Here is a 14,736-nt window from a genome sequence, read left to right on the forward strand (position 1 = left end):
CACAGCTTGCGAAGCTTCAAAGCTTGGAGGGGCAAGGGCGTAAAAACATGCGCTTTTGAGAATAAAAATTTAATCGTAGTGCTCCGGACTCAGAGTTATCTCCTCTCCTCCAAATTCCCTGTATCCAAGGTGATCCCTTATCACGATGTACGCCATCTCGGGCGGGATTGCGCCGATCTCTGTTATTATCAGGTCTATGTAGTCCCTCGGCGTCACATCGAAGGCAGGGTTTCTGACCGTCACATTCGGATGCTCAAGCAAATCGCCACCAATGACCTCCCTCGCATCCCTCTCCTCTATGACAACCAGTTCTCCGAGCAGGGTTTTTGGGCTGAACTTGTATGTCTCAGCGGCAACCATGAACGGCACCCTCGCCTCCTTCGCAGCAAGAGCAATCTGTGAGGTGCCTATCTTGTTTATGAGCGCACCATTAACCGTGATCGTGTCGGCGCCAACCACAACCACATCCACTTCCTTCATGAAGTATCTCACGGCGGAATCAACAATGAGCGTGACATCTATGCCATAATCCGCAAGCTCTTTTGTTGTCAGATAACCCTGATGCCTCGGCCTCGACTCCGTTGCGATTACCCTGATGTCCTTACCCTCGTCGAAGGCGTGCTTTATCACCGACAGCGCTGCTGAGGAGTTGCAGTGGGTCATGACTGTCGAACCATCCACTATCCTCTTCGCCCCCGTCCTGCCAATCTTCTCTCTCGCTGTGTCCACCCACTCGATGAACTCTTCAGCTCGCCTTATCAGGCTCTCCCTCTTCTCCTCGTCGTTCTCACCGGAATAGCTCATCACGTAGTTGATAGCATTGAAAAGGCTCACGGCCGTGGGCCTTGTGTTCATCAGCCTCTCGCTCGCTCTTCTCATCTCCTCATCAAAATTCGTTTTCACACTTTTTGCGTACTCTCTGAGAGTCTCTGCAGCAAACCTCGCAATCCTCGCAGCTCCTCTGACCTCCATGCTCTCAATCTTCCTTGCCGCCTCATCAATCAGATCCATTCCTCACCACCTGCCAGAATCGCCGCTCCCTTAGCAACTGCGAGGGCATCTTTTATAACCCTTATCTCCGGCCTGAATTCTGTAGGGAGAAAATCGTAGATGATCTCGAAATCCTCAGGCTCGAGCAGGGTGGAGATTCGCCCCCCAAAGACAACAGCTTCTGGATCGAGGACGAGGACGGCCTTTGCGATCTCCGCACACAGCACCTTGAAGCCGTCCAGTCTGAGAATCTCTTCCCTGCTTAGCTCCCGGCCAAACCTCTTCTTTATCGCCCATCCACTGAAGAAGGTTTCCAGATGGCCAGTTCCACCGCAAACACACCTATCATTTCCACCAACAATTGCATGCCCGATCTCGGATGCAAGACCATTGCCCCTGTAGAGTTTCGAGTCTGCAATTATTGCCGAGCCTATGCCGGTACCGAGTGTGACTGCGAAAATGTTGCTGAAGCCAGTAACGTGACGGGCGTAGATGGCAAAGCAGTTGGCGTCGTTCTCCACCTTCCTGCCCTCAAAGAGCTTCGCATCGAAGCCGGGGATGTTTGGCGTTCTGATAACCTTTCCTTCTCTAACCCACCCGGCTATCGCGAAGACTGCGTCACTGTATTTCTCAACCATGCCGGGGTTTTTCAGAAACTCCGAGGTTCTGAGGGTCTGGATGTGGGTGAACTTCTCTCCATCAAACGAGACAATGTCGGTGAATGTTCCTCCAACGTCTATGCCGGTGTGCATCATTCTGCATCGTGCGGGAAAGGGTATTAATGTTTCCATATTCGAGAAGTGCACCGGTTGTTTTCAGGAGATGGTTTTGCCTCTGCACGACCCCGATACCGCGACTTGGCACACGAAAAACAATCCCTGCAGGACTGCAGGGATTTTCATCGTCAGATACTTGGCTGGCAAAAAGGAGCAAATCCTTACAAAGGAAGACATAACGGAATACCTGGCTTTGGCTTTAATTTCAATAATCCTGATCGTAATAGCTGCTTGGATCGAAGCGAACGTAACCCTTAAAATTGCCAAAGCCATGCTCAATTCGACAAAAGGTATTTGAATTTTCGAATCTAATTTAACACCAATGGCAAAGGTTATCGAAGTCGTATATGAAGATGGTGTGTTCAGACCGGCAAGGAAGGTAACCTTACCGGAAAAGACTAAGGGAAAGGTGATAGTAGAAGAGAATGTGATGGGCGACGTTGAAGAGTTCTCGGAGAAGATCGACGAAATTTTAAAAGAAACAAAAATCGATGAAGATCCCTTAGAAGTCTTGCTCAAAATGAGGAAGAGAGCATGGGATTGACAATTGACACATCTATTTTGGTCGATTTCTTCGCGAAAAGAAAATACTGAAAGGTATGAGAAATCAAAAGAATTTCTGAAATTGGCTAAAGGCAAATCGGTATACTGTCCAAGGTTGATTTTAGCTGGGATATATGGTGTTCTCGTAAGATATAATATCAAATTGGCAGATTTAGGTCATGATCTTGTTCTTAAAAACTTCAATTTGATTGAGGAGGGCGATATATTTGATGAGATTCTTAAAGTTTGTAAAAATGCAGGGTCAAGAGCTGTTGATGGATATTTTATTGCAACTGCAAAACTATCAAACTCAATTCTAATCACTAATGATAAAATCATGGCAAGCAATGCCAAAAAAGCTGGTATTGAAGCCTATTATTTGATTGAAGAGTTTGACAGAGCGGTAGAACGGTTAAACGAAGTGAAGTAACGAGATCCGGTTTATTGCTGGCAGTATGAATTCTTGTTCTGGAGTTTTCAAACGATCATATACGATCACAAAACTTTTGACAGATGTCTCTTCGAATTCCACAACAGTATTTCCAATTGAAACGCAAGAAAAACAATAAATCCTCTCGCCCAGATATATATCTCAATGAGATTGCTGACCCCCGAAGAGGGTGATAAAGCCGTCAGACTTGCAAGAAAAGCGATAGAAACCTACATCTCCAAAGAAGAGGTTATTAAAGACAAACTCGAAGGTGTCTTCTCTGAGAAGAGAGGGGTTTTCACAACCCTGACAAAGCACGGAGAGCTCAGAGGGTGCATAGGTTTCCCGTATCCGATTAAAAGGCTTGATGAGGCCATAATAGACTCAGCCATCTCCGCCGCAACCCAAGACCCGCGCTTTCCTCCCGTCAAGCTCGAGGAGATGGACGAGATCGAGGTTGAGGTTACCGTGCTGACCCCTCCTGAGAAGCTCGGAGTTTCGCCAGAGGATAGAGCAAAGGCGATAGAGGTCGGAAGGCACGGGCTGATGGTCATCTACGGCCCATACAGCGGTCTGCTCTTGCCTCAGGTGGCTGTTGAGTATGGAATGGATGAGGAAGAATTTTTGACACACACGTGCCTGAAAGCTGGCCTGCCACCTGACTGCTGGCTGATGGAGGAAGTGGAGGTCTACACCTTTGAGGGGCAGATTTTCAGGGAGGTAGAGCCCCGGGGAAGGGTTGTCGGGGTTGACATGAAATCATGCAATGTCTGAGCTGAGCAGGTTGATCCAATGCTTGAAGACCTGGCAATTCCGTTTACTGTAGTAGGGCTTGCAGAGCTGGGAGATAAGACTCAGTTATCTGTGTTGCTATTATCTTCGAGAACTGAAAATAGGTTCCGGCTGATTTTGGGAGTATTGCTTGCGTTTATGGTTGTGGACGGTACAGCCATAGCTGTGGGGGACTTGGCAGGAAATGCAATTCCTGAATATCTGATGAGGTACATTTCTGCCGTGCTGTTCATGTTGTTTGGTATCTTGATTTTACTGAAAGGAAATGAAGATGAGGCTGAGGCAAAATCGCTTGCAAATCCATTTTACTCGGGATTTGCGCTCGTCTTTTTCGCTGAGTGGGGCGACAAAACACAGATTGCCTCGGGTATTCTTGCAACCAGGTACGATCCCCTGCTTGTTTTTGCAGGAGTTATGCTATCTCTTGGTCTTTTGACTGCTGTTGCAGTGTATGCCGGAAAGGTGATTTCGGAAAGAGTCGAAAGGAGAATAATCTCCACGATTTCTGGAGTTGTTTTTATCGCTATTGGCATTGGCTTTGCATTCTTATAATTCAGAAAAACCTCGATGCAAATGTTTCGGGTTTTGTGTTGCACTCGTCCGAGTACTCGCAGATTTCGCATCTTTTGCCTTCCCTTCTTTCTGGCAGAAAGCCCTTCTCGATTTTTCTCAGTTTTTCGAGTATCCTCAGGAGGTTGTACCTGTCTTTTCTTGTCTCCTTAAACTCTGCGAGAACCCCGTCGTATGCGTAGTAAACATATCCTTCTTTTATTCCTGAAATCGCTGATATTGCAGTCATTCTCATTCTCTCTTTGAATGTGAATTTGTCGGATATCTTTTTCAGCATAACCACGAGGAATCGTCCGTTCTCTGTTATTTCGTCCACCACACCCCTCAGTCTCAGTCTCTCTGATTCAAAGTAGACCTCCCATGCTCTGGGTCTTATTCTTTCCAGCTCTTCAGAGTATCTGAGCTTTGAGGCTGCGAGAGTAAAGGTCTCTTTCGAATCGGGGTACAGTGTGGAGAACCTTTCGTATGCCCATTCATAATCGTAGCCTTTTCTCAGACTGAGAAATATCTCTCTTACAGCGTGATACTCGTTTGCAACCCCCTTTTCGTGATGCATTCTGAAGTAGGCGAGTCTGGGGCATGATATAAAACTTGTTATGTCTCCAATTTTTATCACGAATTAGGTTTCTGGCTTTCAGATAAATAAATTTCGTGATTTATATGTCTCAGGAGGTGGAGTGAGTTTCTGACCTCTTGCAAAATGTGCCACAAGTCGTGTACTGGACGGACCACTCAAACCTGATTTCCCGACTCAATGGCATTTTGGGGGTGAATTTTTTGAATTGAAACTATAAAAAATTGGAGCGGGGATGGACTTGAACGTAATAGTTCTCGGTCCGGCGGGCAGCGGAAAGAGCCTTCTAACAGAAAATTTTCTCGTATATCTGAGGGATCGTGGCTATAGCAGCGTTGCCGTGAACCTGGACACCGCATCCCCTCCGAGGTATGAGGCTTTTCGAGACATCAGGGATTACGTGAAAACGGAGGAGGTTATGGACAGATTTCAGCTCGGGATAAATGGCGCCCTGCTTAAATCGATGGAAATTGCAGGCAGTTATGTGGACAGACTTGCTGTTTCCGGATATGATTTCGTTCTTTACGACACTCCCGGACAGCTTGAGCTTTTTCTGTTTTCGGATTTCGGAATTGAGCTAATTGAAAGGCTTGAGGGATTCACAGCAGGACTGTTCATCGTGGATTCCTCAAGAATTAAGGATGCTGCAAGGTTCTCGGCAATGGTCTCTCAGTCTGCAACCATCTCTCTGATGCTGGAGATACCCTCTCTAACGGTTTTCAACAAAGTGGACCTTCACGTCCCACAGAGTATTGAGAAATATAGAAGCGACCTTGAAAATGAAGGAGTTCTTGGAGAGTTTTTTGAATGCCTGCTTAGGTTTATTGAGGTGACCAGTATGGTCTACCGCCCAGTTCTCATTTCGGCCAGAAACGGATACGGTTTTGATGACCTCTTTTCAGCTTTGAATGAACTTTTCTGTGCATGCGGGGATTTGAGCTGAAGGTAAATGTTTAAATAATTCCACAAGAACATTTTTTGATGAACATCATTCCGGGGACCAATGGAGAGCTGGCCTTGAAAATATCCAGGTTTTTTGGTGTGTCTCCCTCCTACATTCAGGTTGAAAAGCTTCCCTACGGGGAGAAGTATGTCCGAATCCCTTTTGAACCAGAGGGGAAGGTATACGTTGTTAATACCTTTTTCCCGTACCCCGATGAGATTTTGTTTGAGAGCCGGCTGATCGGAGATATTTTGAGGGAAAGGGGAGCAGAAGAACTCGTTCTTATCGCCCCATATCTGTCCTATTCAAGAGGCATCGCTTCGATATTTGGTGAGGCGAGAACTTTTGAAACGCTCATGAACATTCTTGATGTTTACGACAGAATAATTGCTGTGGACTTTTACGGCAACACTGAAAAAGTCGAGAGCGTTTCAGCGATGCCTCTCCTTGCAGAGTACATAAGCGAGGAGTGCGACCTCGTTGATCCTGTTGTTCTCGGTCCCGATGAGATTTCCAAGGAATGGATAAGGTATTTTGCAAACATTATTGAGTCGGATTATGGATTCATTTCCAAGATCAGGGTGGATGCTCAGAATGTTGTTGTCAGCAGGGTCAATGCGGATGTGAATGGCAGGGACGTGATAATAGCGGACGATATTGTTGCGACCGGCTCAACCGTTGTACAGTCTGCAAAGAAGCTTAAGAGCCTTGGTGCGAGAAAAATCTATGTTGCAGCAACTCATGCACTTTTCAGCAGGCAGGTTTATGCAGACATACTGAAAGCAGGTGTTGAAGACGTCATCTCAACCGATACTGTCCTCAACTTCACTTCAAGGGTATCTGTGTCCGAAATCATAGCAGACAGGGTAAATTTCTGACCCCTTTATTTCCACTGGAATGTGTAAATAAAATTCTTTCAAGCTCTTTATCCTGATTGGGCCAATTATTTAAGTTTTTCCAGCACTATTGCTGGACAGACTCGCTTTACACCCTCAATCTTACCTATGACGTCTGAAATTATTCTGGTAAGCTCGTCTCCATCTTTTGCCCATATCTCGACCATTATCATATGGTCTCCAGTGGTGATGAAAACGTTCTTTGCAAAATCGTACTCCTTCATTTTGCTTGCAACATCAAGGAGTTTTTCCGGCTCCGTGTCTATTCCTGTTAGAGAAACGGTATTATACCCGAGAGCGGAAGGGTTGACCAGAGCAGTATAACCGGTGATTATGTTCCTTTCCTCAAGATTTTTCAGTCTTTTTCTGACGGCTGCCTCAGTAATTCCAAGCTTTTTGGCTATCTTTGTGAGAGGTGTTCTGGCATCCTTTGTGAGCATGTCGATTATTACTCTGTCCTTGTCATCCATACGTTTATTTTATTGGCTTAGTATAAAATCTTTTCCCGTAGATACATTGTGAGAAAAACATTTTTAACATCTTCGAACCAGTTCTGTATGGTGGTTTATGTGGGGAGAATGACGGAAAAATTCCTGAGCGATGCCTTTTCTGGTTAGAGTCAGGCTCACATGAAATACCTGATTTTTGCAAACAGGGCAAGAAAAGAGGGTTTTGAAAATGTTGAAAGACTTTTCGAGGCAATAGCTTTTGCGGAGTTCGTGCATGCCAGAAACCATTTTGAAGCGCTTGGCAGTGTAAAAGATACGGCAGAAAATCTGCAGGTTGCAATAGATGGAGAGGACTGGGAAAGTGAGGAAATGTATCCAGCCTACCGGGCTGTTGCGGAGCTTCAGAATGAAAGCATGGCAATAAGAAGTATCGATTTCGCACTCCAGGCAGAAAAATTCCACTCGGAATTTTATGCAAGGGCTAAGCGGGCAGTGGAGAGTGGCAGGGACATTGAGATCGGAGAAATATACATTTGCGAGGTGTATAGCTATATGGCAGATTTGAAAGTGGAGAGGTGTCCAGTTTGTGGTGCAGGCTCTGAAAGGTTCAGAAAATTCTGACTCCGGTGATCTCTCCTCTGTCATTCGCTGGAAGGTTTTTTATTACGCATAGTTGATTTAATCCTATGCAGGATGCTCTCTATCTCTCTATTGCCAGCACAATCCTTGTAAGCCTGCTTTCACTTGTCGGAATTTTTACATTGATTCTCAAAAGAGATTCGTTCTGGAATCTTGTTTTTCTTCTTGTGAGCTTTGCAGCAGGAGTTTTGATCGGAGCATCCTTTCTTCATCTGTTGCCAGAGGCGATAGAACTTTCTGGGGTGGAAAGTGCGATAGATTATTTCCTTGTTGGATTCGTGTCTTTTTACCTTCTTGAGCGGGTGCTCAGGTGGAGGCACTGTCATGAAAATGAATGCGATGTCCACCCCATGTCTCACCTTGCTCTTGTTGGAGACAGCATTCACAATTTTATAGATGGTGTTGTGATCGCTGTGGCCTACGTTACTGACATAAATCTCGGGATACTGACCACGATTGCAGTCATATCACATGAAATACCTCAGGAACTTGGAGATTTTGGAATACTCGTTTTTGGCGGTTTTTCGGTAAGGAAAGCGCTTGTTTATAATTTTCTTACGGCTCTTACGGCGGTGCTGGGGGCTGTATTTGGATATTTCGCAGTGGCGGAGAAATTTCTTCCGATTGTTGTGGCTTTCGCTGCTGGTAATTTCACATACATTGCAACAAGTGATCTGATTCCCGAACTGCATAAGGAAACGGATTCTGGAAAATCTCTGCTCAGCTTCGTCATCTTTATCGCAGGACTTCTCCTCGTTTATGCCATGGGAAACCTCCATGCACACTGAAAAGCCTTTCAGAGAACTTCGCACAGGAGTATTGTCTGAAAATTTTCTCTTTTCGGTTTTCCTGGCAGTTCTGGTAGGCGAGGAACGCTCTTATATATCTCAAAATTTTACCAAGCAGATACCGTCTTAAAGGACAATTTTTCCAGCAGAAGCAAGCATATTGGAATCTACGAGTTTTCCACTGTTCTTCAGAGCTTCAGCAGTTTTGATTGCTCTTTCAAGTACTTCCAGAATTCTTTCTCTGTCTTCAGGTAGCCTTCCTGAAACTCCCGTGTAAAAGGGCGGTCCGTTTTCACTCCAGAGGTAGTTTGATACGTGGTCTGAGAACAGCATTGTCTCACACTCAACGTTCTCGACTAAGAGCTTCACTTCTTTCAGCCTGAGTACGGGATCAAGGGGCTTATAAATTCCTTTCTTCATTCTGTTCCAGAGGATTGTGTTGGGTATAACTGTGATACTTCTCAATCTGACAAAATCGGGTTCTATTTTACTGATCGCCTTGGCACTGTTCAGTGCATGCTGTTCCCATTTCTCAGTTATGCCGGACAGAATGTACAGTGACACCTCGAATCCGGCCTTTTTTGCCTTCTTCCCTCCTTCGATAGCCTCTTTAGAGCTTATGCCCTTCTTTATCATCTCGAGGGTCTCATCATCTCCGGACTCAAGGCCGAAATGAAGTCTTGTCAAACCCGATTCCCGTATTTCTTTGAGACCCTTCAGGCTCATCGAGCTTGCTGTTTTCAGCCTTGCGTAGCTTGTAATTCTTTCCGGATTTAGCTTTTCTACTGCAAACTTTGTGATTTCGATGAGGTCGGGATGAACAAGGTTGTCGGAATCTCCAAAAAATACTGTTCTCGACTTTGAAAACTCCGAAGCTACGGATATATCTTTTTTTATCTCCCCGGTATCTCTTATAGAGAACTTCTCGGTTTTGTACATCCCGCAAAATGCGCACCTGTTCCAGGGGCAGCCACGAGTAACCCTTATTAGTGTGCTGCGGGCTTCACTTGGTGGTCTGTATGGTGGGAATTCGATCATTGGTTGTAATTTTCGCAGAAGGTATATTTTAAGCTAAGGGATGTTTTACCTTGTACGGTTTCAGCTTATTGAAAATTGAGCGGTAATTCATGCACCACTCCCGAACAGAACTCGTTTGTGTGGCATTAAAACAAAATTGCACAGTGCGCGGGCCGGGATTTGAACCCGGGCTAACGCCTCGGAAGGGCGTTGTCCTACCACTAGACTACCCGCGCAGCAGCAAAATCCCTTTCAGTGATTTGCTTAAAAAAAGTTTCGGTCTCAGAGTCCTGTCCTTTTTTGATCGCTGCAGTTAGCACATGGTCGAAAGCTGCTTTATATTTGACACCAATTAATGATTAATAGTTGCAGAAACATAGTATACTTGAGAAAGTTTGTGGGGAAGGGAAAATGAATCTGAAGAAGGTAATTTTAAGGCTCTGGCATCCAGATTGCTGGTCAATTGAATCGACAAGAGATCATCCGGGAATATGTCTGGTAACAAAAGGTGTTTTCAAGCTTGAGAGAGAGGTTAGGGCAAACTTTCACCTAAGTGCGGAGAGTTACGACGCTCTGAAAAGCTACATGAAGGACATGGAGAAATACAGAAAGTATGCGAAGGAGATTTATATTATAGGTAAAAGCGATCTGGAGGCCGACATACATGCTCGTTTTCCTGCGCACACCACATTCTACGATAAGGTATTTTCTCTCGAATTCATGCCAATGCGAGTTTCGATATCTGGCGGATTTGAGTACTGGACGATACTCATAGACGAAGAAAGATTGAGCGACACGCTCAACCGACTTCTAAAGATTGATGGAATTGAGGTGGATGTGCTGAGCATTTCGAACCTCAAATCCTTTGAAGACGAGGAGGAAGGAGATATTGTGGGGCAGATCTCGAGAAAGCTTTCAATGAAACAGAAAAGGGTGCTTGTGGAGGCTTACAGAAAGGGCTATTTTGAGTGGCCGAGAAAAACGAGTGTTGATGAGCTTGCCAAAAGCTTCGGGATAGCGAAATCCACATGCCTTCACCACCTCAGAGTTGCGGAGTCTAAAATTGTAAAAAGATTTGTGGAGGAGCTTAGAGACAGGGAACCGCACCTTGTTGACAGCGCTTCTGCAGCAAAACATATTTTTTAATAATTTTTAAAAAATAAAACTGGATATTAAAAACTATCATGATTTATTGTTATGTTATATAGGTAAAGCCACAGAAATAATACTGTGATGAGATATGCAGGAAGATGATGAGGTGGTAGAAGGGGTACGATGGGAAATCCGCTTTCATGGAAGGGGTGGTCAGGGGGCAGTAACTGCATCTCTACTCCTCGCAGAAGCTGCATTTCGGTGCGGATACTATTCTCAATCCATTCCGTTTTTTGGGGCTGAAAGAAGGGGTGCTCCGGTGCTTGCCTTCACAAGAATATCTGAAGAGGAAATACTTGAAAGGAGTCAGATATACTCACCTGACTGTGTCATTGTACTTGATCCGGTACTTCCAGGCACTGTGAACATCTTCAGCGGGTTGAAGAATGGAGGGATTGCAGTAATAAACACCACAGATGCTCCGGAGAAGTTCAGATTCCATCAAAACGTGCTGACGATATGCACAGTTGATGCCGTAGATATTGCAATTCGAAATCATCTGGTAGTTTCAGGCACCCCTGTTGTTAACATACCCCTGCTTGGCGCCTTTTTGAGGATATTTTCCCGCATTCCACCTGAGATTACTGAGGATGTGATAAGAGAAAGGTTCAGAAGAAACTGGAAGGCCAATGTCAGGGCTATGTGGGAGGGCTACGAAAATGCCGTGATCAGGAAAGTGAAAGGGTCTGGAAAAACGATGAGCCAGGAGAGTAAATGCAGCATTGCAGTTCGGGTACCTGTTTCAAAACCAGTAAAAGGTGTGGCAGGCAGGACATCGATATGGCGGGATTTTGTGCCCGAGATCGACTACAGCAGATGTACTGGTTGCCTGAACTGCTGGCTGCACTGCCCGGAAAGTGCAGTTCTGAGAGATGGGAGGGAAGTTAGGATAGACTATGATTTCTGCAAAGGGTGTCTTGTATGCAGCTCAGTCTGCCCTAAGACTGCAATAAGTGTTGCAAGGGAGGTGATGGGGTGATGGAAAGGAAACTGATTACTGGGAACCAGGCTGCAGCACTTGCTGCAAGAGATTCTGGTGTTGAGGTTGTGGCCGCATACCCAATCACTCCGTCAACTCCGGTTGTGGAGGAGATTGCCAGGATGGTGGAGTCCGGTGAGATGGATGCAAGGCTTATCCTGGTTGAATCTGAGCATTCGGCAATGGCAGCCTGTATAGGTGCTTCAGCTTCAGGCTCACGTGTATTCACGGCCACCTCAAGTCATGGTTTGGCATACATGCACGAACTTCTGCATTATGCGGCAAATGCCAGAACTCCCGTTGTCATGGCCGTTGCAAATAGAGCCATTGGGCCAGGATGGAATATCTGGGCAGATCTTGGCGATACAATGTCTCAGAGGGATACCGGGTGGATTCAGTTCTATTGCAGTAGCAATCAGGAGATATATGATACAGTAGTTATGGCATACCGGGTGGCTGAGGACAGACAGGTTCTTCTCCCGGCGATGGTATGCTATGATGGTTTCGTTCTGTCACACACCGCAATGCCTGTGGTAACGGGAATAGGGGAATTCTTAGAAGAATACAGAGCGCCCTGGAAGGTGGATTTCGATGAACCTGAAACATTCGGAAACATACTCTCTTCAGATTACTATATGGAACTCAGAAAGGATGTCTTCGAATCGCACAGAAAGGCGATTAGAATTATTAAAAAAACTGAAGAGGCGTTTGAGTCTCTGACGGGAAGATATTCGCCTCTTCTGCTGGAAAAGTACATGCTTGACGATGCTGAGACGGCCATAGTGGCTATCGGGGCAATAGCTTCAGAATCAAAAATTGCGGTTAGAAAATTGAGAAGAGACGGTAAAAAAGTTGGACTGCTCAGAATCAAGTGTTTCAGGCCGTTTCCCTCGACTGATGTTGTTGAAGCCCTTGAGAGTGTTGATACGGCCGTGGTTATTGACAGGTCAATAAGCCCAGGACATGAGGGTCAGCTTTTCTCTGAAATAAAATCTGCTCTCTACAGTTCTAGGAACCGTCCAGAGATTATTGGAAAGGTTGCTGGCTTGGGAGGGAGGGATGTAACATTTCGGGCCATTGAAAAGGCTGTATGTGGAGAATTCCGTGATGGGTGGATTAACGAGGTGGTGGTATGAAAATATCTGATATTCCTGAGAAAGAGTATCTTCTCCCTGGAAATGCCGCATGCCATGGGTGTGCTTCCTCGATGTGCCTTCGTACGGTACTGAAGGCTATCGGAAAAAGAACCGTGCTTGTTGTTCCAGCAAGCTGCACATCTGTATATCAGGGCATGTTCCCTGGATCTGCAATTGACGTTCCTGTATTTAACACAGTCTTTGCCGCCTCGGCATCAACCGCTTCTGGAATTAAAGCTTCTCTTGAGAAAAAAGGCGTTGATGCCACAGTGGTTGTTTGGGCTGGTGATGGCGGGACGTATGATATCGGTCTCCAGGCTCTCTCCGCAGCAGCAGAGAGAAATGAGGACATCCTGTATGTGTGTTACAACAATGAGATGTACTCCAACACCGGGGTTCAGAGGAGTGGTGCCACACCTTATGGGGCCTGGACCACCACAACATGGAGTGGAAAAAAGGAGCATAGAAAAGATGTTGCCGAAATGATGATCGCACATGACATACCCTACGTTGCAACCGCATCTGCAGGATATCTTACAGACCTCTACAAGAAAATCAGAAAGGCAAAGAATGTGAAGGGTTTCAGATATGTTGAAATCTTGGCACCCTGCCCTCCGGGATGGAAGTATCCGATGGACAGGACTGTCGAGATGGGTAGAATGGCTGTTGAGACGGGTATGTGGATTCTTTACGAGTACGAAAATGGAGAATTCAGGTTAACGGGATTGAGCAAAGCAATTGCAGAGGGTAAAAGGGAACTAAAGGATGTGGAGGAATATCTGCTCGCTCAGGGCAGGTTTGCCCATCTGAGCCAGAAGGATATCGGGGCAATTAGAGAATATGTGGAAAGAAGGTGGAGCAACCTTGCAAAACTGGCAGGTGGTGTGCATGCAGCTTCAGCAGAATTCTATGTTTGAAATGATGGAAAGGGAAGATTTTGAGCAGATAGTATTTTTCCAGGACTCACACTCAGGGTTGAAAGCGATTGTTGTCATTCATGATACCACTCTCGGTCCCGCTCTCGGAGGGACGAGAATGTGGAACTATGGAAATGAGATCGAAGCGCTGAGGGATGTTATGAGGCTTGCAAGAGCAATGACGTTCAAGGCTGCTGCAGCCGGACTGAACTTCGGTGGCGGAAAAGGGGTCATAATAGGTGATCCCAAGCGAGACAAAAATGAAGTTCTCCTGCGAAGCTACGGCAGGTTTGTGCAGTCTCTCGGAGGAAGGTACATCACAGCGGAAGATGCCGGAACAACACTGGAAGACATGCGGATTCTGATGAGTGAGACAGAGTACGTTACCGGTGTTAATCTGGATCCGTCTCCATTTACGGCATATGGTGTTTACTGTGGAATTAAGGCCTGCCTGGAATATGTCTTTGGAGATGGGAATGTTGAGGGCATTCACGTCGCAGTTCAGGGAGTTGGCAAGGTTGGCAGCGAGCTGGTCAAACTCCTGATTGAGAACGGAGCCAAGGTAACGGTAACTGATGTGGATACTGAGAGGATAAAGGAGGCAATTAATCTGGGTGCAGAGTATGTTGATCCGGGGAAGATATATTCTGTAGAGTGTGATGTTTTCTCTCCATGCGCGCTTGGAGGGGTTATAAATGACAGCACAGTCCGAAGGTTAAGGTGCAGCATTGTTGCCGGAGCTGCAAACAATCAGCTTGAGAACGGGAGTATGGGAGATAAGCTTTCAAGCCTTGGAATTCTGTACGCTCCTGATTACATCATAAATGCGGGAGGGCTTATAACCGTTGCCCGTGAGTATGAGTGTGCGAGGAGGTGTGAAACACTTAATGAACATGAAATATACAGGGAGGTCAGAAAAATAGGTGAACGGTTGAAAGAAGTATTCAGACTTAGTGAAGAAATCGTTAATAGCTCGGGAAAGAGAATTTCTACTGTAAAAGCAGCAGATATTTTTGCTATGCGCAGGATAGACGGGATAAGGTGCCTGAGAAGAATATATCTGCCACATTGATCGGTTCTTTTTATTTTTATCCTTGATCAATATTGTCAGAATCTCTCGAAAGCGTCGGGCATACTTTTTTAAA

General features: G+C 45.7%; 19 protein-coding genes and 1 tRNA gene. 14 read left to right on the forward strand and 6 right to left on the reverse strand.

All coding sequences use genetic code 11. From position 1 onward, the window contains the following. Positions 1 to 69: 69 nt before the first annotated feature. Together LPQ35_RS05480 and LPQ35_RS05485 are read right to left on the reverse strand one after the other, a co-directional pair. Complete coding sequence (locus LPQ35_RS05480) at positions 70 to 1,011, reverse strand: ribose 1,5-bisphosphate isomerase (protein ID WP_193807671.1); 942 nt, start codon at positions 1,009 to 1,011, stop codon at positions 70 to 72. Further along, positions 1,002 to 1,742 carry an ROK family protein gene (locus LPQ35_RS05485; protein WP_193807672.1) on the reverse strand — a complete coding sequence of 247 codons (741 nt, stop codon included), beginning with the start codon at positions 1,740 to 1,742 and terminating at the stop codon, positions 1,002 to 1,004. The genes LPQ35_RS05480 and LPQ35_RS05485 overlap by 10 nt, the downstream gene beginning before the upstream one ends. A 76-nt stretch (positions 1,743 to 1,818) precedes the next feature. Here LPQ35_RS05485 and LPQ35_RS05490 point away from each other — a divergent pair, with 76 nt between their 5' ends. From LPQ35_RS05490 to LPQ35_RS05510, 5 genes are all read left to right on the forward strand, one after another. After that, positions 1,819 to 2,064 carry a hypothetical protein gene (locus LPQ35_RS05490; protein WP_193807895.1) on the forward strand — a complete coding sequence of 82 codons (246 nt, stop codon included), beginning with the start codon at positions 1,819 to 1,821 and terminating at the stop codon, positions 2,062 to 2,064. A gap of 24 nt (positions 2,065 to 2,088) precedes the next feature. Further along, the gene (locus LPQ35_RS05495; RefSeq protein ID WP_193807673.1) at positions 2,089 to 2,310 is read left to right on the forward strand and encodes an antitoxin AF2212-like protein; all 222 of its coding nucleotides are present in this window, start codon (positions 2,089 to 2,091) and stop codon (positions 2,308 to 2,310) included. An 81-nt stretch (positions 2,311 to 2,391) separates the two neighbouring features. Next, positions 2,392 to 2,739 (forward strand): type II toxin-antitoxin system VapC family toxin, encoded by a 348-nt coding sequence (locus LPQ35_RS05500; RefSeq protein WP_346297707.1) that lies wholly within the window; start codon positions 2,392 to 2,394, stop codon positions 2,737 to 2,739. A gap of 165 nt (positions 2,740 to 2,904) precedes the next feature. Further along, on the forward strand, positions 2,905 to 3,513 hold the full coding sequence (locus tag LPQ35_RS05505) for a TIGR00296 family protein (protein ID WP_193807675.1): 609 nt from the start codon (positions 2,905 to 2,907) through the stop codon (positions 3,511 to 3,513). An 18-nt stretch (positions 3,514 to 3,531) separates the two neighbouring features. After that, positions 3,532 to 4,083 (forward strand): TMEM165/GDT1 family protein, encoded by a 552-nt coding sequence (locus LPQ35_RS05510; protein ID WP_193807676.1) that lies wholly within the window; start codon positions 3,532 to 3,534, stop codon positions 4,081 to 4,083. Between the two features lies 1 nt (position 4,084). On the opposite strand, the gene LPQ35_RS05515 is transcribed toward LPQ35_RS05510, so the two are convergent. Further along, entirely contained in the window at positions 4,085 to 4,717 is a 633-nt protein-coding gene (locus LPQ35_RS05515) for a hypothetical protein (protein ID WP_193807677.1), read from the reverse strand. Positions 4,718 to 4,910: 193 nt separating this feature from the next. Between LPQ35_RS05515 and LPQ35_RS05520 the strand changes: the two genes are divergently transcribed. Both LPQ35_RS05520 and prs read left to right on the forward strand, forming a co-directional pair. Further along, positions 4,911 to 5,618, forward strand: coding sequence for an ATP/GTP-binding protein (locus LPQ35_RS05520; RefSeq protein ID WP_346297708.1), 708 nt, complete (start codon positions 4,911 to 4,913; stop codon positions 5,616 to 5,618). A 38-nt stretch (positions 5,619 to 5,656) separates the two neighbouring features. Further along, positions 5,657 to 6,496: a ribose-phosphate diphosphokinase gene (prs, locus tag LPQ35_RS05525; protein ID WP_193807678.1), complete on the forward strand. Its 840-nt coding sequence runs from the start codon at positions 5,657 to 5,659 to the stop codon at positions 6,494 to 6,496. A gap of 65 nt (positions 6,497 to 6,561) precedes the next feature. Here the strand turns inward: prs and LPQ35_RS05530 are convergent, their stop codons facing one another. After that, on the reverse strand, positions 6,562 to 6,984 hold the full coding sequence (locus LPQ35_RS05530) for an AsnC family transcriptional regulator (RefSeq protein ID WP_193807679.1): 423 nt from the start codon (positions 6,982 to 6,984) through the stop codon (positions 6,562 to 6,564). A 159-nt stretch (positions 6,985 to 7,143) separates the two neighbouring features. Between LPQ35_RS05530 and LPQ35_RS05535 the strand changes: the two genes are divergently transcribed. Both LPQ35_RS05535 and LPQ35_RS05540 read left to right on the forward strand, forming a co-directional pair. Then, on the forward strand, positions 7,144 to 7,584 hold the full coding sequence (locus LPQ35_RS05535; protein ID WP_346297709.1) for a rubrerythrin family protein: 441 nt from the start codon (positions 7,144 to 7,146) through the stop codon (positions 7,582 to 7,584). Positions 7,585 to 7,649: 65 nt separating this feature from the next. Further along, complete coding sequence (locus LPQ35_RS05540) at positions 7,650 to 8,390, forward strand: ZIP family metal transporter (protein ID WP_193807680.1); 741 nt, start codon at positions 7,650 to 7,652, stop codon at positions 8,388 to 8,390. A gap of 126 nt (positions 8,391 to 8,516) precedes the next feature. Here LPQ35_RS05540 and LPQ35_RS05545 read toward each other — a convergent pair whose 3' ends face one another. Next, complete coding sequence (locus LPQ35_RS05545; RefSeq protein WP_346297710.1) at positions 8,517 to 9,329, reverse strand: radical SAM protein; 813 nt, start codon at positions 9,327 to 9,329, stop codon at positions 8,517 to 8,519. A 243-nt stretch (positions 9,330 to 9,572) separates the two neighbouring features. Then, a tRNA-Gly gene (locus LPQ35_RS05550) sits at positions 9,573 to 9,643 on the reverse strand. A 175-nt stretch (positions 9,644 to 9,818) separates the two neighbouring features. Here LPQ35_RS05550 and LPQ35_RS05555 point away from each other — a divergent pair. The 5 genes from LPQ35_RS05555 to LPQ35_RS05575 all read left to right on the forward strand — a co-directional run bounded on the left by LPQ35_RS05555 (position 9,819) and on the right by LPQ35_RS05575 (position 14,663). After that, positions 9,819 to 10,553 (forward strand): helix-turn-helix domain-containing protein, encoded by a 735-nt coding sequence (locus tag LPQ35_RS05555; protein WP_193807682.1) that lies wholly within the window; start codon positions 9,819 to 9,821, stop codon positions 10,551 to 10,553. A 112-nt stretch (positions 10,554 to 10,665) separates the two neighbouring features. After that, a complete protein-coding gene (locus LPQ35_RS05560; RefSeq protein WP_193807683.1) occupies positions 10,666 to 11,538 on the forward strand; it encodes a 2-oxoacid:acceptor oxidoreductase family protein in 873 nt (290 codons plus the stop codon). After that, positions 11,538 to 12,674: a pyruvate ferredoxin oxidoreductase gene (gene porA, locus LPQ35_RS05565; RefSeq protein WP_193807684.1), complete on the forward strand. Its 1,137-nt coding sequence runs from the start codon at positions 11,538 to 11,540 to the stop codon at positions 12,672 to 12,674. The genes LPQ35_RS05560 and porA overlap by 1 nt, the downstream gene beginning before the upstream one ends. Then, the gene (locus LPQ35_RS05570; protein WP_193807685.1) at positions 12,671 to 13,591 is read left to right on the forward strand and encodes a 3-methyl-2-oxobutanoate dehydrogenase subunit beta; all 921 of its coding nucleotides are present in this window, start codon (positions 12,671 to 12,673) and stop codon (positions 13,589 to 13,591) included. The genes porA and LPQ35_RS05570 overlap by 4 nt, the downstream gene beginning before the upstream one ends. Then, on the forward strand, positions 13,563 to 14,663 hold the full coding sequence (locus tag LPQ35_RS05575; protein WP_346297711.1) for a Glu/Leu/Phe/Val dehydrogenase: 1,101 nt from the start codon (positions 13,563 to 13,565) through the stop codon (positions 14,661 to 14,663). Before LPQ35_RS05570 ends, LPQ35_RS05575 begins: the two co-directional genes overlap by 29 nt. The last annotated feature ends 73 nt before the right edge of the window (positions 14,664 to 14,736 follow it).

The sequence above is a fragment of the Geoglobus acetivorans genome (assembly GCF_039641995.1).
Classification (GTDB): domain Archaea; phylum Halobacteriota; class Archaeoglobi; order Archaeoglobales; family Archaeoglobaceae; genus Geoglobus; species Geoglobus acetivorans.